This is a genomic window from Streptomyces sp. ME02-8801-2C (genome assembly GCF_033793965.1).
GTDB lineage: Bacteria > Actinomycetota > Actinomycetes > Streptomycetales > Streptomycetaceae > Streptomyces.
The window spans coordinates 90,061-108,716 of the sequence record NZ_JARAXP010000016.1; the positions used below are offsets into that span (position 1 = coordinate 90,061).

Here is an 18,656-nt window from a genome sequence, read left to right on the forward strand (position 1 = left end):
CTTCGCGTACGGCACCGGCGAATTCCTTTGTACGGGTGGGGCGTTCAGCAGCAGCCGCCGGAGGAGGCGGTGGCGGCCGGGGCGCCGGTGCCGATCCGGAGGATTTCGGGGGCGGCGCAGCAACCGCCGCCGCTCGCTGCCTGTTCGGTGTTGGCCGGCTCGTCGAAGAGGCCCGCACCGCCGCACACGCCCGTTTCCGGGAGGGTGAGTTCGACGCGTTCGGCTGCCGCCCGGTCGCCCGCGATGGCCGCGGTGACGGAACGGACCTGTTCGTATCCGGTCATGGCGAGGAACGTCGGGGCGCGGCCGTACGACTTCATGCCGACCAGGTAGACGCCCACTTCCGGGTGGGAGAGCTCACTGACGCCGTGGGGGTAGACCGTGCCGCAGGAGTGCACGTTCGGGTCGATGAGGGGGGCCAGCGCGGTCGGGGCCTGGAGACGTTCGTCGAGGCCGAGACGGAGTTCGGAGAGGAAGGAGAGGTCGGGGCGGAAGCCGGTCAGGACGATGATCTCGTCGACCGGGTCGAGACGGCGGCCGTCCTCGGCGACGAGCACCAGTCGGTCGTTCTCCCGTTCCACAGCCTGTGTACGGAATCCCGTGACCGCGCTCGCGTGACCGGCCTCGACGGCTTCCCTGGCACGCAGGCCGAGGGCGCCGCGCGCCGGCAACTGGTCGGCCTCTCCCCCGCCGTACGTGTTCGCGCCGATGCCGCGCCGCAAAATCCACGACGTGTGGGTGCCGTGCTCCGTCTTCGCCAGGTCGGCGAGGAGCGCGAGGGCGGTGAAGGCGGAGGCGCCCGAGCCGATCACGGCGGTACGCCGGCCCGCGTAACGGGCGCGTACGGCAGGGTCGTTGAGGTCGGGGACGCGGTAGGCAATGTGCTCGGCGGCTCCCTTCTCACCGAGGGCGGGCAGGCCGTCGGCGCCCATCGGGGCGGGAGTGGACCAGGTACCGGAGGCGTCGATGACGGCGCGGGCGGTGAGCCGCTCCTCGTGGCCGTCGGCGAGCTGGATGTGGACCGCGAAGGGCTGCTCGTCGCGGCCCGAATCGACGACCCGGTCCCGTCCGGCGCGGGCGACGCCGGTGACCGTGGCGCCGTAGCGGATCCTGGCGCCGAGGACGTCCGCGAGGGGCTGGAGGTAGCGCTCGGCCCAGTCGCCGCCGGTCGGGTACGTCGCGGCGTCGGGGCGGACCCAGCCGGTCGGGGCGAGGAGCTTCTCGGCGGCCGGGTCCACCAGCTCGCCCCAGGTGGAGAACAGCCGGACGTGCGCCCAGCCCCGTACGGCACTGCCCGCGCCCGGGCCCGCTTCGAGTACCAGGGGTTCGATGCCGCGCTCGACGAGACGGGCGGCGGCGGCCAGGCCGATGGGGCCGGCGCCGATGACCACGACGGGTGGCTGATGGTCGCTGGAAGCAGTCACGACGACTCCCTTTACTGTTTCGACGTTCATCGATTTCCTGCATCGCCAGCATCGCATCTGCATCGACAAGCGTCAACATAGACATGCATCTAACCAAGAGATGTGTCAACATAGACACATGTCGAATTCGAGGGTGCTGCCCCTGCTGGAACCCGAGGTCGCCGGAGGCGCCGGGGACGCCGCGCCATGCTGTCCGCCGCTCACCGAGCGCCCGCTGACGGCCGAGGACGCCGAGCGCACCGCCGCGATGTTCAAGGCGCTCGGCGATCCGGTCCGGCTGCGCCTCTTCTCCCTGGTCGCCTCGCACGAGGGAGGCGAGGCATGCGTGTGCGACATCTCCGACGTGGGCGTCTCGCAGCCGACCGTCTCCCACCACCTGAAGAAGCTCAAGGAGGCCGGCCTGCTCACCTCCGAGCGGCGCGGCACGTGGGTCTACTACCGGGTCGAGGCACCCGTACTGGCCGCGATGGGCAGGCTGCTGACCACGACGCCGACCGTCATCTGAACCTGCGGTCCGGAGTCAGCCTCCGTCAGCGGTGCGGGCGGGTACGAAGACGAGCGCCACCAGCGCCAGACCGACGACCGCTCCGACCACCTGCGCGCCGACGAACCCCGGGACCGACCCCGGCGCGATGCCCGCGAACGTGTCGCTGAAGGCCCGGCCGATGGTCACCGCCGGGTTCGCGAACGACGTGGACGACGTGAACCAGTAGGCGGCACCGATGTACGAGGCGACGGCCACGGGCGCGTACCGCAGTTGGTCGGTACGGGCCAGGCCGAAGATCAGCAGGACCAGACCGGCCGTGGCCACCACCTCCCCCAGCAGCAGATGTCCGGCCGAGCGGTCGTGCGTGGACCACTCCACCAGGGGTCGGCCGAACATCGCGTCGGCCAGGATCGCGCCCGCGACAGCACCGACGATCTGCGCGGGGACGTACACCGCGACCTCGCGGGCCGTGACCCCGTCGCCGCCGCGCCGGGCGCTCCACCACTCGGCCAGCGTGACCACCGGGTTGAAGTGCGCCCCGGACACCGGACCGAAGAGCAGGATCAGTACGCCCAGGCCGAAGACGGTGGCGATCGAGTTGGCCAGCAACTGGACGCCGACGTCCTTCGTCAGCTCGGTGGCCTGAACGCCGGAGCCGATCACCACGGCGACGAGAAGGGCGGTGCCGAGGAGTTCGGCGGCGGCCCGGGCCTTCAGCGGGGTACGGGGTGGGGTGGCGCCCGGCGCGGGCCGCACCCCGGCGACGCTCGCAGCCCCTCCCACCCCTGGCCTGGGATGCTTGCCGACTTCGGTCGCCTCGGTGGCCCCGGTTGCCTCGGTGGCCTCGCTGGTGGTCAACAGCACTCCTTCAGAACGGTCGCCGCAGGGGCGGACATCAGGGGCACGACCGCTTGACGTTGTTCTCGGCGGTGGCGCGCGCTCTCTCCGCCAGGTCGGTGAAGCCGCCCGCGAGGGAGGCGATGACCTCGGGCCTCAGTCGGTAGTAGGTGAACCTGCCGCACGGCTCCGTCTCCACGACCCCGGCCTCGCGCAGCACCCTCAGATGGTTGGAGAGGTTGGTCTGTCCGGCCCCCGTCTCCTCGATCAGGTGGGTACTGCAGAGCGTCTCCTCGGCGAGCAGGGTGACGATCCGGAGGCGGAGCGGGTCCGCGAGAACCCGCATCAGATCAGCGTCGACCGACTTCAGCATGGGCTGATACTGTCACATCAGTCCGCAGTGATACCAGCCTGCGCTGATGCCAGTCGATCAGCCAGCCAGGCGGCCATGCAGCCATGCAGCCATGCAGCCAGATAAGGAAGACGACCATGACCTCCGGCCCGCTCGCCTCCGTGCTGTTCGTCTGTGTCCACAACGCCGGGCGCTCGCAGATGGCCGCCGGTTTCCTCAGCCACCTCGCGGGCGACCGGATCGAGGTCCGCTCGGCCGGTTCCCTTCCCGGAGACCAGGTCAATCCCTCGGCGGTCGAGGCCATGAAGGAAGTCGGCGTCGACATCGCCGACGCCCGGCCGAAGATCCTCACCACCGAGGCGGTCCAGGCGTCCGACTACGTCATCACGATGGGCTGCGGGGACGCGTGCCCGGTCTTCCCCGGCAAGAAGTACCTCGACTGGGCCCTGGAGGACCCGGCCGGCAAGGGCGTCGAGGCCGTTCGTCCCATCCGCGACGAGATCAGGGGCCGTATCGAGGCCCTGATCGCGGAGATCGACGCGAACTGAGGGTCGGCATCGGCATCACTTACCGCTCCCGCGCGCGTTGCCCGTACGCCTGCCCCGTATGCGTCCAGCCCGTCCCGTTCACCCGAACGAGCGTCGGCGCGCCCGGCATAGCCGCACATGCTGCTACCACAGGCATATGCAGCAACTCACACAGAAGCTCACGCAGGAGCAGACCGAGGCCCACCGTACCGACGACTGCTGGGCCATACCCTGCATCGTCCGCGCGGTGAGAGCGGGCGACGACTGGCTCATCGGCACCCTTCTCAAACGGTTCGCGCAGCACGCGGAGTTCGACTCGCTCTTCCGGTTACGGGAGGCGCTGCAACTCGACGCCGACCCGGTTCCGCAGGCCAACTCGGCGTGTGCCGCGGGGCATTGACCCGCCCCCGCACGGACTCAGCGACCGCCCGGCGTGCCCCCGTACTCCGATCGCTCCGATCGCTCCGAGTACTCCGAATCGAGAAGGCCGAAGACCACATCGTCGGTCCACTCCCCCTTCATCCACAGGCCCTGGACGAGGTGGCCCTCGCGGCGGAAGCCCACGCGCTCCAGCAGCTTCGCCGAGCGGACGTTGCGCGCGTCACAGCCCGCCGACAGCCTGTGCAGCCTCTCCTCCACCAGCAGGAACCGCACGATCCGCGCGACCGCCTCGCCGGCGTACCCCTGCCCCTGGAACTCCGGCGCGAACGTGAAGCCCAGCTGGGCCTGCCGTCCGTCCTCGCTCCGGCACACCCCGATATCGCCGATCAGCCCGGGTACGTCCCTCCGCTCGACGGCGTACTGGAACCACCCGGGAGCGCGCGGATCCCCTGCCGAGAACGTGGCCGCCAACTCCTCGGCTTCCGCCAACGGCACCGGAGGCTCCCAGCCCTGATACCGGCTCACCTCGGGATCCGACCGGTACGCCGCCAACGCCGGCGCGTCCGCCGGGGTGAACCTCCGGAGCACCAGCCTCGCGGTCTCCATACCGTCCATACCGTCGTCCCCTTTCACGTCAGTCCCCTCCACCCACTCCTCCCCTCACTTCAGCGCGTCGCCTCGGCGCTCCGGCCGGCTCCTTCCTCGTACCGTCCGCGCATTTCCGAGAGCACCCCGAAGGCCGCCGCCGTCAGCGGGACGGAGAGGAGCATGCCGAGGATGCCGGCGAGGGAGGCGCCGGCCGTGAGGGCGAGGAGGATCACCGCCGGGTGCATCTGGAGCGTACGGCTCTGGATCATCGGCTGGAGCACGTTCCCCTCGAGGAACTGCACCGCGACGACTATGCCGAGTACCCACAGCATGGTGTTGAGGCCACCGTCCGCGAACGCGACGAGGATCGCGACCGCGCCCGAGAGGAAGGCGCCGAGATAGGGGATGTACGCGCCTATGAACACCAGCGCCCCGAGCCCGATGGCGCCCGGCACCTGGAGGATGAGCAGGCCGATGGTGATGCAGACGGCGTCGATGAACGCGATGATCGTCGTCCCGAGCATGAAGCCCTCGATCGCCTGGAAGGCGCGGCGGGCCATGACCTCCAGGGTCGCGCCGGAGTCACGGGGCGCGAGCGTGTGCAGCGAGGCCATGGCCTTGTCGGAGTCACGGAGGAAGAAGAACAGGAGCAGCAGGGCGAGGGTCCCGGTGGCGATCATCTCGGTGAGCAGGCTGACGCCGCTCAGCACACCGGAGAGCGCGGTACCGCCGAACTTGGACAGCAGGTCCTTGGCGTTCGCGGCGAGTTCGTCGAGGGCGTTGCCGACCGTCTCGAACCGGTCGCTGAGGTCCTTCGCCGCGGCCTGCACCGAACTGATGATCTGGTCACCGCTGTCGATCAGCGAGGTGACCACGATGTACGCGGCCCCGCCCATCACGACGACGACCGCCGCACAGGCCAGCCCGGCGGCGAGCGACTTGTTGACCTTCATCCGGACGAGCCGCCGGTAGAACGGCCCGAGCAGGGCCGACAGAAGCAGCGCGAGCAGCACCGGCGTGACGGCGGTCTGGAAGGTGATGCAGAACCACACCCCCACCGTGATCACGCCACTCACCAGGAGCAGCAGCACGCTTCCGGCGGCGACGCGCCGGGCGGTCTCCGACAACAGGGGGGTGCCGTCGGCGCGGTTGCGGCCGTCGACAGGGAGCGGCCCGGTCATGGGCGCGCGGGTGGTGCGTACGGTCGTACGCGTCCGGTGCAACCGGTGTGTGCGGTGCGTTCGTGGACCGGGTCGGCCCGGCTGTCCGTCTCTGCTGCTGCCGCCGACTCTTCTCGAGTCTCCGGTACGGCTGTTCATTCTTTTTCGTCTCCGCTCGCCCGCTCGCCCGCATGCCGCTCGCTGTACGCGGCGACAGAGTAGACCGGCGCGGGACCCGCAGGGTTGAGAGCGGGGATGGAGGCCGGGGGGAGGTCGGGGGAAGGCCGGGTGGAGGTGCGGCCGCCGGAAAGGGGCGCCGAAGCTGTGCGGGGGACAGGAGTTTGTGTGGCCGGGCCGAGGCTGGGCAGGCGCGGTCGTTATGAGCACCCCCATCGACCGGAGCCCCGTAGACGCGACTGACGCCGTAGGTAAGGCGGCCGTACGCGAGGCCGACGTACGCGAGGCCGACGTACGCGAGGCCCCCGAAGGCCTGGCCGTCGTACCTGCCGAGAACGCGAGCGTGCGTACGGCGGAAGCGGGGCGCAGATCCGGCGACGGGCGGGGTTTTCCGTCGGCGCGGCGCGGTGGTGGGCGGGTGGCGGGGCTGGACGGGCTGCGGACGGTCGCGGTGGTGCTGGTGATCGTCTACCACGTGGCGCCGGGTGCGCTGCCCGGCGGTTCGGTGGCCGTGGACGTCTTCTTCACGCTCAGCGGGTTCGTCATCACCCGGCTGCTGATCGCCGAGTACGCCCGCACCGGCGGCATCGGCCTGCGCCGGTTCTACCGGCGGCGGTGGCTGCGGCTCGGGCCGGCCCTGCTGACGATGTGCGCGGTCACCGCACTCCTCTCCCTCGCGCTTCCGCTGCCGCTGTTCGACGGGGCGTGGACGTCGGCGGCGCTGGCGGCGGTGTCGGTGGTCAACCTCGTACGGGCGGGTGAGGCCGGTCCGTACTCCGATCTCACCTCTCCGCTGAGTCACACCTGGTCGCTGGGGGTGGAGGAGCAGTTCTACCTGGCCTGGCCGCTTCTGCTGCTCGTGCTCCTACGGCACAACACTTCACGGAAGGTACTGGCGTGGGTGGCCGCCCTGTGCGTGCTTCCGCTGCTCTGGCGGCTCGCCCTGTGGGACCCCTCGGCGGCCCACCGCATCTACAACGGGCCCGACACCCGCGCCGACCAGCTGCTCATCGGCGCGCTGCTGGCCGTCGTCCTGGCCCGCCTCCGCGCCGACGACCCCCGGCTGGCGTCGCTGCGCCGCTGGGCCGGACGTCTGTGCTGGCCCGCGCTGGCGCTGCTGGGGCTGATCGCCTGGCAGATCCCGATCGCGGGGGCGAGCGCGTGGAACCCCGTCTGGTACACGGCCGGTTTCACGGTCGCCGCCGCCTTGTCGGCCACGGTGGTGGCGACGCTGGACCTGCTCCCGGGGTCGTGGCCGTCCCGCCTGCTGTCGATCGGGGCGCTCGCCTGGGTCGGCCGGAACCTGAGCTACGGGATGTACCTGTGGCACTACCCCGTCATCCGCCTCCTCTCCGACCTCGGTGTGACGGACGACCAACTGCTGCCGATGGGCATGGTGGCGACGGTCGCGGCGGCTCTCGCGTCGTACGTGGTGGTGGAACGGCCGTTGGTACGACGGGGGTGAAGGATCTCAATGAGGGACGTCAGGGTCGGGGCTCGATGGGGGTGGGGTCTCTGACGAAGACGGGCTTGAGGTGTTTCTCGGGCAGGGCGTCCGGGAGTTGGTCCCAGTCGAGGACGTGGGAGACGACGCGGGCGGGGTCGACGGTGCCGGACGCGGCGAGGGCGAGCGCGTCCGGGATGTGGGCGCGTACGTTGTCGCGTGCGATGCGCAGGGTGACGCCGGTGAGGTACATGTCGAGCAGTGGCAGTTCGCCCGGGCGGAAGTGGTTGCCGGCCGATTCGCAGCTGCCTTCGGGGGCGAGGGACTTGACGGCCAGGGCGAGTTGGTCGACCCGGCCGGTGGCCTCGACGGCGAGGTCGAACCCGTGCCGGACCGGTTCGATCGCGTCGGCGGTGCGGGCGCCGTAGCCCTCGGCGAGCTTGCGGTGCTCGGGGTCGGGGTCGACGTACAGGACGTCGGACGCGCCCAGGGCCCGGGCGATGTCGCACACGTACAGGCCGATGCTGCCCCGGGCCACGACCAGCACGCGGGCGCCGGGACGGGCCCGGAGGTGCGGCGCGACCAGCCTCCAGGACAGGGACCAGTTGTCGCTCGCCGAGGCCATGGCCACGGGGTCGAGGCCGGCGGGCAGGGGCACCAGCATCGCGTCGGCGTACGGGACGCGGACGAGGTCGGAGAAGAGGCCGCCCCAACTGCCGCCGATCGGCGCGCCGTACATGGCCATGTGCGGGACCGACGCGCAGTGGGCGGTCAGCCCGGCTCGGCAGGGGCCGCAGCTCCCGCAGCTGATGGACCAGGGGACGACGACGAGGTCCCCCGGAGTCACGGTGGTCACGGCGTCGCCGATGTCGACCACGCGGGCGACGCACTCGTGCCCGAGGGCGAACGGCGGTTCCACGAAGCCGTGCCCGGCGAGGATCGCGGAGTCCACGTCGCAGGAGGTCGCGGCGACCGGCGCGACGACGGCCTCCCGGTCGGAGCGGACCTCGGGATCGGGCGCCTCGCGCCACTCGACGGTGTGGCGGGCGACGTACGTCAGTTCACGCACCGGCTTCCTCCTCGCCCTGCCGCGTCTCCCTGCTCTCCTTGTTCTCCTTGCCCTGCCGCGCCAGGGCGACCAGGTCGGCGTAGCGGACGACGGAGCCGCCCGCACCCCAGGTGCCGTCCGGCTGCTCGTGGACCAGCACCCACACCCGTAGCGCGTCGTCCGCCGCGAGGCCGGCGGCGGACAGAACCGTCTTCGTCACGTCCTGGACGAGGCCGGCCCTGCGCCGCTCGGACAGCGCCCCCGCAGGCACGGTCACCTCCACGAGGAAGCGGGGAGCGTCGTCCTCGGCGGTGGTCTGGGCGCCTTCGGGCAGCTCGACGAGGTAACTCCACGCCTGGGCACGGAAGAAAGCGGTGTCGGGCGCCCCCTCCCAGCGCAGCAGTACGTCCGCGAGGTCGCGCTGGATGGTCGTACGGCCCTCCTCGGAGAGGGCACCGGCAGGGGCGGTCAACCGGATCATGGGCATGGCGGCTCCTATGACGATCGTTATAAACCTCGGCCACGGTAGACTATGACGGTTGTTATAGCCAGAGGGGACAGAGGGGCGCACCAGTGGCCGAGACCGGTAAGCCGTCACGTGAGCGGATCGTGGCCGGCGCCGCCGACATGATCAGTCGGCGCGGCCTGAGCGCCACGAGCATCCGGGAGATGGCCAAGCACGCCAAGGCTCCGCTCGGCTCGACGTACCACTACTTCCCCGAGGGCAAGCAGCAGTTGGCCACCGAGGCCGTCCGCCACACCGGCGAGTGGGTCGCCCGCAGCCTGCGCAGAAGGCTGACAGCGGGGCCGGCCGCGGGACTGGCCGCCTTTCTGGACCTGTGGCGCGGGATCGTCGTCGAGAGCGACTTCCACGCCGGCTGCCCCGTCCTGGCGGTGGCCATCGAGGAGCCCCCGGCCGACGAGATCCCGCCCGCCCTGGTCGCCGCGGCCGAGGTCTTCGAGCAGTGGCAGACCCTGCTCGCGGACTCCCTGCGGGAACACGGCGTCGAAGCCGAGCAGGCCGCGCAACTCGCCACGCTGGTCGTCGCCGCCGTGGAGGGCACGGTGGCCATGTGCCGCGCGAAGCGCAGCACCCAGCCTCTCGATCACACCGCCGTACAGCTCCAGGCCCTCGTGGCCGCCGCCATCAGACACTGACCGGGGGCGGGTACGGGGGTCCGGGGTCCGGGCGTGGGTCACGCGCCGAGTGCGGCGCGGATCGCCTTGACCTTGTCCTCGGTGAACACGCCGCTGTCGAGCAGGGAGAGCACGGACAGCACGCCGCCGCTGGAGCCCCAGCTTCCTTCGTCGATGACCCGGAAGTTGACCCACCATGCGGGCGAGGGCTTCGACAGACCGCATGCGTCCGCCAGCGCGGCCAGGACACGCTCGATGACGGCGGTCCTGACCTCCTGACGCCAGTCCCCGTCCATCACCGCGATGTCGATCGCCATGACGTCGCTTGCCATGCCTTCGACGTCCGGGCCGGCGTCCGCGAGCAGTCGGCCGCCGATCGCCATCATGTCGGGCTCGCGCTCGACGAAGTGCACCTGGAACCCGGCCCGCGCGGGCGGCGCGAACTGCCCCACCTCGGGCACGAGGACCGCGTCCGTCAACGTCTCGGCCAGCGCGCGGCGCTGCTCCCGGCCCAGGCGGCCGACCGGGGAATTCACGGTGATGATCGTCATGACACTCTCCTATGACAGTCGTTATAGGCGGCTTCAAGGTACACCACGCTTATAACGACTGTCATATAGCTGGAGCTTGGGCCGCTCAGTCGGAGATGACGGCGGTGCGGTGGATCCAGTCGCCGTCATGTACAGCTCGGTGCATGAAGGCGGCGACGTCCGCCCGGCTGATGGTCGGGTTGCCCTTCATGGGCAGCCGGTCGTCCGCGCGGTAGGTGCCGGCCGCCGGGCCGTCGGTGAGCCGGGTCGGGTAGACGACGGTCCAGTCCAGGCCGCTCGAGCGGATGGAGTCGTCGGCGATCTTCTTGTTCGCGTAGATCGAGCGCAGCAGCGTCCGGTAGATCAGCTTCTGCGCGGGGCTCGACCACGCGAGCGTGTGGCCGACCCCGAACGACGACAGCCACACCAGGCGGGACACGCCCATGGTCTCGGCGGCGGCGATGACGGCCGCCGAGGAGCGCGTGAAGAGGTCGTCGGCGACCACCGAGTTGCCTCTGCCGAGGGCGGCGACGAGGGCGTCCTGCCCGGCCAGGGCGGCGGCGACATCGCGGCGGGAGGTCGCGTCCCCGGCCACCACGGTGACCTTCTCGGCCAGGTCACCCAGCGCCGCCGGGTTTCGGACCAGGGCGGTGACCTGGTCACCCGCGTTCAGGGCCGAGTCGACGAGATGACGACCGGTGGGGCCGGTCGCACCGAGGATCAGCAGCTTCATGTCAGGGGCGTCCTTCGTGTACGACGTTCAGGTCAGACGGAGTTGGCGGAGCCGGTGGAATCGGCGGAGCCGGTGGAATCGGCGCGGTCGCCGAGGTCGGCCAGGTCCTGCTCGGAGAGGGTGATCCCGGCGGCGGCCACGTTCTCCTCCAGGTGGGCGACGGAACCCGTACCCGGGATGGCCAGGGCCACCGGGGACGAGGCCAGCAGCCGGGCGAGGGCGATCTGGGGGACCGTGGCGCCGTGCCGGGCCGCGACGACGGCCGGCCGCTCGTCGTCAAGCGCGTGGTGACCGCCCACCGGGAAGAAGGGCACGAAGGCGATGCCGGAGTCCTCGCAGACGGCCAGGATGTCCGCGTCGTCACGCCGGGTGGTGTGCGGCTGGTGCTGGTTCTGTACGGCTGTCACGGGTGCGATGGCACGAGCCTCCGCGAGGTGGGCGGTGTCGACGTTGCTGAGGCCGAGGTGGCGGATCAGGCCCTCCTCGCGCAGCGCGGCGAGCGCCTCGAAGCGCTCGGCGAGCGACTCGCCGTGCGGGACGGCCATCGGCCCGATGCGCAGGTAGACCAGATCGAGGCGGTCCACGCCCAGGCCGGTGAGGTTGTCCTCGACGAAGCGACGCATGTCGGCCGGGCCGCCGTGCCGGAGGCCGCCGACGGTCGGGACGGGGCCCACCTTGGTGGCGATGACCAGGTTGGACGGGTACGGGTGGAGCGCCTCGCGGATCAGGTCGTTCGCGCGCACCTCGCCGTCATGGCTGTGGTAGAAGTCGGCGGTGTCGATGTGGTCGACCCCGAGTTCGACGGCACGGCGCAGTACGGCACGGCCTGTCTCGGGGTCGCGGGCGGGACCGCCCATGCCGTCCTTGGACGGCAGACGCATCGCACCGAAGCCGAGCCTGCTGACGTGCAGGTCGCCGCCGATGCGGAATCCGTTGCTCATGGCCTCAGCCTGCAAGGGCCCGGGGCAGGCCGACGAGCCCGTGGCAGCTTGCTGCCACCGGCACAATGGACGCATGAAACAGGTCATGACGCTTCGCGGTGATCTTGAGCTCTGGGCGCGTATGAAGCCCTTGACGGAGTCGGACTACGGGGAATGGGTCAACATCGCCCGCGACCTCGACACCTGGCCCGGCGCGCGTGAACTCGCCCGCCGGGCGATGCGCGAGGACGGGGCTGCCCGGGCCCGCAAGCTCTACAGCCCGGCCGTGCTCGCCGACGAACGTGACCGCGACGCCCTGCGCGAGATGGCCGCCCACGGGATGCGGATCCGGATCACCACGACCCAGCTGTCCCGGGGCACCACCTTCGTCGACCGTCGAACCATGATTTTCACCGACCCCGTGGGGCCCGCGCCGACCGCTCGCGGTCCCCGCACGTACACGGTGAGCGCCTCACCGGCCCTGGTCGACGGGGCGTACGCACTCTTCGAAGCCGCCTGGGAGAGCGCCACGGACCTGGCCGCCTTCCTGGATGCGCACCAGCCCCGGATCGACGCCCGGACGAGCCGGGTCCTACGGGCGCTGGGCTCCGGCGTCACCGACGAGGCGGCGGCACGGGAACTCGGCATGTCGCTGCGCACGTACCGCCGCCGGGTCGCGGAACTCCTCGTCACCCTCGACGCGGGCTCACGCTTCCAGGCAGGTGTACGGGCGGGCCGGCTGGGCCTGACCCGAGGGTGACCGGCCGATCGCGCACCCGCGCACCGGCGTGAGCCGATCACTCACCTAGACTCCGGCGCACCATGACCGACGACGCCCGTACGCCCCTCGCGCCCGCCCTCGGCTCCATGACCGTGCTGGTCGCCGCCGTCATCGTCCATGACAAGGCCTCGGGCCGGGTGGTCATCCTGCAACGCGGCCCGCGCGCCAAGTTCGGCCAGGGCATGTGGGACCTCCCCCTCGGCAAGAGCGAACCCGGCGAGCCCATCACCGAGACGGCGGTACGCGAGCTGTACGAGGAGACCGGGCTGAGGGTGAAGCCGGAGGACTTGAAGTTCGCCCACGTCGTTCACGGCTCCCAGGGCGTGCAAGCCCCCAATGGCTATCTGACCGTCGTCTTCGTCACCCACGCCTGGACCGGCGAGCCCGAGAACCGCGAACCCGACAAGCACGCCCAGGTCCGCTGGGCCGAAGTCCACGCGCTGCCGGAAGAGTTCATCCGCACGAGCGCGGGCGCCCTGCGCCACTATCTCGAGGGCGGGCCCCTTATATCGCTGGCGGGCTGGGGATAGAAGGCGACCGGAATCGCAACCCCGGCCTCCCCCTCCGCCCGGCTCCGGCTCGACCACCCCGTGGCCGACCGGGACCTGGCCGATGCGGCTGCACGACCCGCGCCGGGTCCTTGTGAGCCGGGATGCGGACGGTCCCGGACCTACCTACCGGTCTTTTAAAGAACCGGGATAAAGAACCAAACCACCCTCCTCCGACCCCGCCGTTCCCCCCTGCGGACCCCGGTGAAACATGAACCATTCACCCTGAGGAGTGACTTGGTTGCGCTGAGTGGCTGCGGAGAGTTACGTTCCCGGAAACGACCCCGAACAGACGACGGCCCTCGCCAGGACGGCAATCCTGAAGCGAGGGCCTGACCGATCAGGAAGTAAGCCCCTTCCCTATGGCTGGAACGCAGTTTAGCGCGCCCTCGGGCGCCAACGCCGGTGCGGCGAACACCCTGAACTCCGGTGTGATCCACGTACGCACCCGCCTCACCGCCGACTTCACGGTGATCGCCAACGCCCTCGCCCAGCGGCGCGGCAGCGCGGTCACCATCGGCGTCGCGGCCTACATCCTCTCCGTCGCCGACGGCGCCCCTGTCAGCATCGCCGCGCTCTGCGCCCACTTCGACGAGGGCGAGATCCTGATCTCGCGTGCGCTGCGGGAGTTGGAGGCGGCGGGATACCTGGAACGGCGCAAAGTGCGGGGACCGAAGGGAACAGTACGCACGCTGACCTTCTTCTACGACGTACCTCCCGGCGCCGCCGACCGTCCGCCCCCGCCCTCACCCCCGCTTCCGCCGCAGCCCACCCGGCCGAGGGGGTCCGCACCGGTCGCGAACAGCGCACGGGCAGCAGGACCCGCTGGTGAACCTGCGGCGCCGGAAGTACCGGATGCCACGGCAGTGACGGATGCGAGCGAGTCAACCGAGGCGCCAATTTCCCAGGGACTCCAGCCCGTTGCCACTCCGTCCCAGGTCCTGACCCAGGACCTGCCCCAGGACCCACCCCTGCCTCCGCCCCCTGCCCCGCTGGGCCTCGACGATGCCGACCCCCAGGCGGTCATCATTCTCGCCTCGCTCCGGATCGTCGACCGCAGGCTGATCCTGTCCCGCAGCGAGGTCGCGGAGTTGGCTCCGGCTGTGGCCGAGTGGCTCGCGCAGGGCCTCAACGCCGAGGAGATCACCCACGCGCTGACCACCGGCCTTCCCGCCCACTTCAGGGCCCGTCCGGCACGCGTACTGGCGTTCCGCCTGCGCGAAGCACCACTTCCGGTGCCGCCGAAGGCCCGCCCAGCGGTCACCGTCACACCCCTGCCGCTCGCCCTCCAGTGGCAGAACTGCGACGGCTGCGAACGGGCGTTCCGGGGAACGGAGCAGTCCACCTGCCGCGACTGCCGGACAGCCGGGGCGGCTTGACGGTTCGGGCACCGGTAGGGATCGACGGGAGGCGGGGCATGGTCGACCGGTTCGGCGCAGAGGTCGTAGAGACGCGGTCACCATGCAGGAAGCAGGGAACCCGTCACGGGGCAACCGCACGCACGCTCAGCGTTCCGATGCAGCCAGGCTGCGGTGCCTCCAGAACGACCGCCACCGCTTCCGTGAAGCCCGCGGAGGTGAGATGGCGTCGCCAAGAGGCGGGCGTGTAGCTGTACCGGTAGGTGTACCTGGCCGGGCCCGCGAAACCGCCCTTGTACATGCCCTGCGGCCCGTACGCCCCCGGGATGGCCGGCGGTTGGGAGAACGCGAACATGCCCCCGGAGTTCAGGCGTTCGCGGACCAGGGGGAAGAGTTTCCGGGGATCACTGAACCAGGCGGCGCCGAAAACGGAGTACACGGCGTCGTAGGTCCGGGTGTCGCGCTTCAGGAAATCGAGCACCTCGGCGCACACGAACTCGACCCCGAGAGGCCCCCATTGCTGTGTCGCGTTGGCCACCATGACCGGGGACATGTCCACGCCTCGGGCCTTCACGCCCCGCCCCGCGAGGAACGCGAGCGCGCGGCCGGTTCCACAACCGATCTCCAGCACGCTCTCGGGCTCGCCGAGCACTTCGGGCCCGGGCCCGTGACTCGCGTACTGAGTCCACCGGAACACAGGCTCGGACTCGAAGACGTCCTTGCGCGTCGATTCCGCATAGGTGTCCCACACGGCGCGTTCATCGTCGAAATTGTGCACAGCGGCCAACGGACTTCCTTGAAGACGTAGTTGCGGGCTCGGGTAGGTGCGGGCGCCCCGCTCCCTCGGGGAGGAGCGGAGGCGGGGCACCCTTTCCGGTTGGTCAGTGACTGTCGGGCACCTTGTCGTCGCACGGCCCGCAGTCCGACGCGTCGACCTCCCACAGCTCGTCGTCGATCTCGAAGCCGTGGGCGCGGATCACCTCGGCCGTGCGCATGACGGTCCCGTCGCGGCGACGCTCCACGAGCGGGGCATGATGCTTGTACGCGCCACCGTTGTACGCCGCGCAGAACGCGAAGTAGACGGGGGTGTCCAGGATGATCTGGTGAATGCCGAGGTCGACGGTGTAGCCCGGTCCGATGTCGACACCCGGGCTTTCCATCGCCGTGACCAGATAGGCCACGGCTTGCCCGAGGACGCGTTCCGCGAGGCTGCGCACAGCGACCGAGTCCCGCAACAGCAGCCGTACCTCACGCTCCCACAGGTCGATACCCGCCGCTCCTGGGGCATCGAAGATGTTGTACGTCCTCTCGGTGACGTACGGACGTACCGCATTCAGCAACTGCCGAGGATCGCGGTACATCGTGCCGCTCAGGGCTTCCAGTGCAACGGTCATACTGATTGTGTCCCTTCCTTCTGGGTGGGGTGGAACCCGCCCCGGCAGGCGACCTGTCCAAGGGTTCTCGAACCTGTCGGGGCGGGGGTTCATGAGTCGCCCATCCCCCTGTTGTGGGGATGGTTCGCAAGCTCGTCATTGCAGTCGTTGGCTCTCACCGTGTTCGAGACCCTGCGATGGCCCTCGCGCTGCTCGACCAGGGCCGCACAGACACCACAGCCCTCGACCGCCACGGGCTCAAGTCCCGGCGCGGTGACGGCGGAAACCAACGACACGGGCACGTCGGCGCTCATACGCTCAGCAGCCTCCGAAGCCCCTGGTCGATTCTCCGAACGACCGTGTGGTCAGGGGCGGAAAAGTCTCTCGGCCACCAAGCGGGCGCATGGACGTCGAAGCCGCGCCACTCCCCGGCCCGCACCGTGACAACGCAAGGCCCCGCGTAGTCCAACCCCTGCCCGTCGACCCTCTGCTGCATCGGTACACCCCTCACTGACGTTGTCGCTCTACGCAACCAAGCAGACGCGCACAGCGGTACCGTTGGAGCGGCAGCAGAACTTGAACGACTTGAACGTCGGAGTTCGCGGGGAGTGGTGGACGTGCCAAAGGGCCAGCCGAACGAGAACCTGGCGCGCTTGTTGAACGAAGGCGCCTGGATGCACCGGCAGTTCGCTTCGTCCGTCAACCGGGTAGGTGCTGAGCGGGGCCTGAAGCTCCGCTACGACGAATCCTCCGTGGCACATTGGCTGGACGGAGTCGTACCACAGAAGGCCGCGCGGCCGATGGTGATCGAGGCCTTGTCACGACGCCTCGGTCGTCCAATCACTTACGAGGAAGCGGGACTTGACGCTCCTCCGAGCCTGTCCGGAATGCAGGTTGCGCCCGACCACGCGCTGAACACCATTGAGGGTCTGGTTGACACGGGAAGGGCAGACATGGATCCCTCGCGCCGTACGGTCCTGACGACCGCGCTCTACTCCGCAACGCTCGCCGTGCCCAACTACACGGAAGCCGACGAGACCCTGGACCGGCTTGAACACCAGGCCGCAGGCCGCACGGTCAGGATCGGCCCCGGCGACGTGGCCGTGGTCCGCAGCATGACGGACAAGATCGCCGACATCCTCGACGAACTCGGGGGCGCGCACGCACGGCCGATGGCTGCCGCCTTCATCGTCAACTCGGTCGCTTCCTACCTCCGCGCCGACGGAACCGAGGCCGTCAAGAACGACATGCGCGCCGCGGCATCCGATCTCGTGTACCTCACCGGATGGATGGCCATGTACGAGAAGGCACACGGACTTGGCCAGCGGTACTACCGTCAGGCCCTCGGGCTGGCCAAAGCCGGCGGTGACGAGGTGACGTACTGCCGAACGCTACGCGGAATGGCCCTCCAGGCCGCCAACCTCAAGCAGGCGAACAAAGCCCTCGAGCTCGCCGACTCGGCGGCGGAAGTCGCGCCGAAGGCCGGTCCGCGACTGCAGGCGTTCCTTAGGGGGCAGCAGGCGCACGGGGCCGCTCTGGTCGGCGACCGAGGACTCGCCTTCGCCCGTCTGACCGAGACGGAAGCGGCTCTGTCGAAGGCGGACAACAGGCGCGACTCCGTGGGGGGCTACGACCAGGCGGCCTACCAGTTCCATGTGTCGAGCGTGCTCTACGCCCTCGGGGACGTCCCCGGCTCGATCGAGGCCATGAAGGCATCGAATCGCGCGCGACCGTCTGTGGAGAAGCAGGGCAACGCTCACGCGAACGGCCTTCTCGCGCAGCGGCAACTCGAAGTCGGGCACCTCGAAGTCGCGTGCACGACCTGGCACGCGTTCCTCGACGACTACGCCTCACTGTCGTCCGCCCGCGCGGATGAGCACTTCGGCATCATGCGCCGCCGCATTCGCCCCCACCTCGGCAATCCGAGGGCGCGGGAGCTCAACGAGCGGGCACGGGAGCTGGCTCGGCAGAAGGCTGCGGCCTAGCAAGCCGCCGGAAAGCCTGTCGCGTCTCGTGCAGCGACGAGGAAACTGCGCGGTCTTGAGGTAGCCGGGTGCCCGGGACGGGCAACCGACCCTCCTGCGGACCCCGGGAGAACCTCGGGTGGCCATTGTGACGCCACCCCGTCACGCCCTGTTCTGCCGCTGGTTGTCGCTGTTGTCGCGCAGGTGTTCCGTGTGGCGGGTGACGTCGTCGACGCGGGCCGCCAGGTCGGGGTGGGCGTTGGTCAGGTATGTCCCGGTGACCGTCAGGGGGGCGACCAGTGCGGCCGTGTCGTTGTCGGCAAGGGCGGCGGTGAGCTCGGCGAGCGGCGTTCGGGCTGCGGCCGGGAGGTCGGTGAGCGCGGTGATCTGGCCGGCGAGCTGGCGCAGGTCGGCGGCGTTCGCGCGGGCCCAGGTGGTGACCGTACGGGCGGCGGCGCGACGGTCGCGGGTGTCGCGTACCCGTTGCTCGCCGGTGGACCCCGGGATGCCGGGGCGTACGCGCAGGTAGCGGCGTTCGGCGGCCTGGCGGCTGGAGACGCCGAGAGGGTGGGCCAGGTCCGCCCAGCTGGCGCCCGCTTCCCGGGCCTCCTCGATCAGGCCCGGCTCCCACTCGGCCAGCTGATCGCGCACCTCGCGGAGCAGCAGCAGCGCGGCGAGCGCCTGCTCCGAACCGGGTGGGCGGCCGGGCCACTCGGAGTCCTCCGCATCCCGGCCGGTCCCGTCTCCCGACGCCCGGGCGGTGTGCAGGGCCTCATGGATCGTGTTCAGGGCCGTGGCCGCGGCGAGGAAGGACGTGGGGGTGAGCCCACGGGCCTTGGCCTGCGGGGCGGGCTGGTCGTCAAGGGTCATCGAGCCTCCAACACGCG

Annotated in this window: 22 protein-coding genes; 9 read left to right on the plus strand and 13 right to left on the minus strand. The window is 70.4% G+C overall.

Annotation, left to right across the window (positions count from 1 at the left end):
- Nucleotides 1–44 precede the first annotated feature (44 nt).
- Nucleotides 45–1,424: an NAD(P)-binding domain-containing protein gene (locus tag PV396_RS36380; protein WP_319212086.1), complete on the minus strand. Its 1,380-nt coding sequence runs from the start codon at nucleotides 1,422–1,424 to the stop codon at nucleotides 45–47.
- A gap of 118 nt (nucleotides 1,425–1,542) precedes the next feature.
- Here PV396_RS36380 and PV396_RS36385 point away from each other — a divergent pair, with 118 nt between their 5' ends.
- Nucleotides 1,543–1,929, plus strand: a complete 387-nt coding sequence (locus PV396_RS36385; protein WP_319212087.1) for a metalloregulator ArsR/SmtB family transcription factor — start codon at nucleotides 1,543–1,545, stop codon at nucleotides 1,927–1,929.
- Between the two features lie 15 nt (nucleotides 1,930–1,944).
- On the opposite strand, the gene PV396_RS36390 is transcribed toward PV396_RS36385, so the two are convergent.
- Both PV396_RS36390 and PV396_RS36395 read right to left on the minus strand, forming a co-directional pair.
- Entirely contained in the window at nucleotides 1,945–2,694 is a 750-nt protein-coding gene (locus PV396_RS36390) for an MIP/aquaporin family protein (RefSeq protein WP_319212237.1), read from the minus strand.
- A gap of 112 nt (nucleotides 2,695–2,806) precedes the next feature.
- Nucleotides 2,807–3,121: a metalloregulator ArsR/SmtB family transcription factor gene (locus PV396_RS36395; RefSeq protein WP_319212090.1), complete on the minus strand. Its 315-nt coding sequence runs from the start codon at nucleotides 3,119–3,121 to the stop codon at nucleotides 2,807–2,809.
- Between the two features lie 116 nt (nucleotides 3,122–3,237).
- Here PV396_RS36395 and PV396_RS36400 point away from each other — a divergent pair, with 116 nt between their 5' ends.
- Both PV396_RS36400 and PV396_RS36405 read left to right on the plus strand, forming a co-directional pair.
- Nucleotides 3,238–3,648: an arsenate reductase ArsC gene (locus PV396_RS36400; RefSeq protein WP_319212092.1), complete on the plus strand. Its 411-nt coding sequence runs from the start codon at nucleotides 3,238–3,240 to the stop codon at nucleotides 3,646–3,648.
- Nucleotides 3,649–3,784: 136 nt separating this feature from the next.
- On the plus strand, nucleotides 3,785–4,027 hold the full coding sequence (locus PV396_RS36405) for a hypothetical protein (RefSeq protein WP_319212094.1): 243 nt from the start codon (nucleotides 3,785–3,787) through the stop codon (nucleotides 4,025–4,027).
- A gap of 17 nt (nucleotides 4,028–4,044) precedes the next feature.
- Here the strand turns inward: PV396_RS36405 and PV396_RS36410 are convergent, their stop codons facing one another.
- Both PV396_RS36410 and PV396_RS36415 read right to left on the minus strand, forming a co-directional pair.
- On the minus strand, nucleotides 4,045–4,641 hold the full coding sequence (locus PV396_RS36410; RefSeq protein WP_319212096.1) for a GNAT family protein: 597 nt from the start codon (nucleotides 4,639–4,641) through the stop codon (nucleotides 4,045–4,047).
- A 32-nt stretch (nucleotides 4,642–4,673) separates the two neighbouring features.
- On the minus strand, nucleotides 4,674–5,777 hold the full coding sequence (locus PV396_RS36415; RefSeq protein WP_319212098.1) for an AI-2E family transporter: 1,104 nt from the start codon (nucleotides 5,775–5,777) through the stop codon (nucleotides 4,674–4,676).
- A 358-nt stretch (nucleotides 5,778–6,135) separates the two neighbouring features.
- On the opposite strand from PV396_RS36415, the gene PV396_RS36420 reads away from it, so the two are divergent.
- The gene (locus PV396_RS36420) at nucleotides 6,136–7,398 is read left to right on the plus strand and encodes an acyltransferase (RefSeq protein WP_319212100.1); all 1,263 of its coding nucleotides are present in this window, start codon (nucleotides 6,136–6,138) and stop codon (nucleotides 7,396–7,398) included.
- 19 nt (nucleotides 7,399–7,417) lie between these two features.
- On the opposite strand, the gene PV396_RS36425 is transcribed toward PV396_RS36420, so the two are convergent.
- The gene (locus PV396_RS36425) at nucleotides 7,418–8,446 is read right to left on the minus strand and encodes a zinc-dependent alcohol dehydrogenase (protein WP_319212102.1); all 1,029 of its coding nucleotides are present in this window, start codon (nucleotides 8,444–8,446) and stop codon (nucleotides 7,418–7,420) included.
- Nucleotides 8,439–8,912 (minus strand): tautomerase family protein, encoded by a 474-nt coding sequence (locus PV396_RS36430; protein ID WP_319212104.1) that lies wholly within the window; start codon nucleotides 8,910–8,912, stop codon nucleotides 8,439–8,441. The genes PV396_RS36425 and PV396_RS36430 overlap by 8 nt, the downstream gene beginning before the upstream one ends.
- An 86-nt stretch (nucleotides 8,913–8,998) precedes the next feature.
- On the opposite strand from PV396_RS36430, the gene PV396_RS36435 reads away from it, so the two are divergent.
- Nucleotides 8,999–9,583 carry a TetR/AcrR family transcriptional regulator gene (locus PV396_RS36435; RefSeq protein ID WP_319212105.1) on the plus strand — a complete coding sequence of 195 codons (585 nt, stop codon included), beginning with the start codon at nucleotides 8,999–9,001 and terminating at the stop codon, nucleotides 9,581–9,583.
- A gap of 38 nt (nucleotides 9,584–9,621) precedes the next feature.
- Here the strand turns inward: PV396_RS36435 and PV396_RS36440 are convergent, their stop codons facing one another.
- The 3 genes from PV396_RS36440 to PV396_RS36450 all read right to left on the minus strand — a co-directional run bounded on the left by PV396_RS36440 (nucleotide 9,622) and on the right by PV396_RS36450 (nucleotide 11,766).
- A complete protein-coding gene (locus PV396_RS36440; protein ID WP_319212107.1) occupies nucleotides 9,622–10,113 on the minus strand; it encodes a tautomerase enzyme in 492 nt (163 codons plus the stop codon).
- Nucleotides 10,114–10,198: 85 nt separating this feature from the next.
- The gene (locus PV396_RS36445) at nucleotides 10,199–10,825 is read right to left on the minus strand and encodes an NAD(P)-binding oxidoreductase (protein WP_319212109.1); all 627 of its coding nucleotides are present in this window, start codon (nucleotides 10,823–10,825) and stop codon (nucleotides 10,199–10,201) included.
- Between the two features lie 32 nt (nucleotides 10,826–10,857).
- Nucleotides 10,858–11,766 (minus strand): aldo/keto reductase, encoded by a 909-nt coding sequence (locus PV396_RS36450; protein ID WP_319212111.1) that lies wholly within the window; start codon nucleotides 11,764–11,766, stop codon nucleotides 10,858–10,860.
- A gap of 73 nt (nucleotides 11,767–11,839) precedes the next feature.
- On the opposite strand from PV396_RS36450, the gene PV396_RS36455 reads away from it, so the two are divergent.
- The 3 genes from PV396_RS36455 (at nucleotide 11,840) to PV396_RS36465 (ending at nucleotide 14,453) form a co-directional block, all read left to right on the plus strand.
- The gene (locus tag PV396_RS36455) at nucleotides 11,840–12,505 is read left to right on the plus strand and encodes a DNA-binding response regulator (RefSeq protein WP_319212113.1); all 666 of its coding nucleotides are present in this window, start codon (nucleotides 11,840–11,842) and stop codon (nucleotides 12,503–12,505) included.
- 62 nt (nucleotides 12,506–12,567) lie between these two features.
- Nucleotides 12,568–13,056 (plus strand): NUDIX domain-containing protein, encoded by a 489-nt coding sequence (locus tag PV396_RS36460; RefSeq protein WP_319212114.1) that lies wholly within the window; start codon nucleotides 12,568–12,570, stop codon nucleotides 13,054–13,056.
- A 380-nt stretch (nucleotides 13,057–13,436) separates the two neighbouring features.
- A complete protein-coding gene (locus tag PV396_RS36465) occupies nucleotides 13,437–14,453 on the plus strand; it encodes a hypothetical protein (protein ID WP_319212116.1) in 1,017 nt (338 codons plus the stop codon).
- Between the two features lie 103 nt (nucleotides 14,454–14,556).
- Here the strand turns inward: PV396_RS36465 and PV396_RS36470 are convergent, their stop codons facing one another.
- The gene (locus tag PV396_RS36470) at nucleotides 14,557–15,219 is read right to left on the minus strand and encodes a class I SAM-dependent methyltransferase (protein WP_319212118.1); all 663 of its coding nucleotides are present in this window, start codon (nucleotides 15,217–15,219) and stop codon (nucleotides 14,557–14,559) included.
- Between the two features lie 94 nt (nucleotides 15,220–15,313).
- Nucleotides 15,314–15,826 (minus strand): hypothetical protein, encoded by a 513-nt coding sequence (locus tag PV396_RS36475; protein ID WP_319212120.1) that lies wholly within the window; start codon nucleotides 15,824–15,826, stop codon nucleotides 15,314–15,316.
- Nucleotides 15,827–16,479: 653 nt separating this feature from the next.
- On the opposite strand from PV396_RS36475, the gene PV396_RS36480 reads away from it, so the two are divergent.
- The gene (locus PV396_RS36480) at nucleotides 16,480–17,790 is read left to right on the plus strand and encodes a hypothetical protein (protein ID WP_416071544.1); all 1,311 of its coding nucleotides are present in this window, start codon (nucleotides 16,480–16,482) and stop codon (nucleotides 17,788–17,790) included.
- 141 nt (nucleotides 17,791–17,931) lie between these two features.
- Here PV396_RS36480 and PV396_RS36485 read toward each other — a convergent pair whose 3' ends face one another.
- Nucleotides 17,932–18,639 carry a type III effector protein gene (locus tag PV396_RS36485; protein WP_319212123.1) on the minus strand — a complete coding sequence of 236 codons (708 nt, stop codon included), beginning with the start codon at nucleotides 18,637–18,639 and terminating at the stop codon, nucleotides 17,932–17,934.
- Between the last annotated feature and the right edge of the window lie 17 nt (nucleotides 18,640–18,656).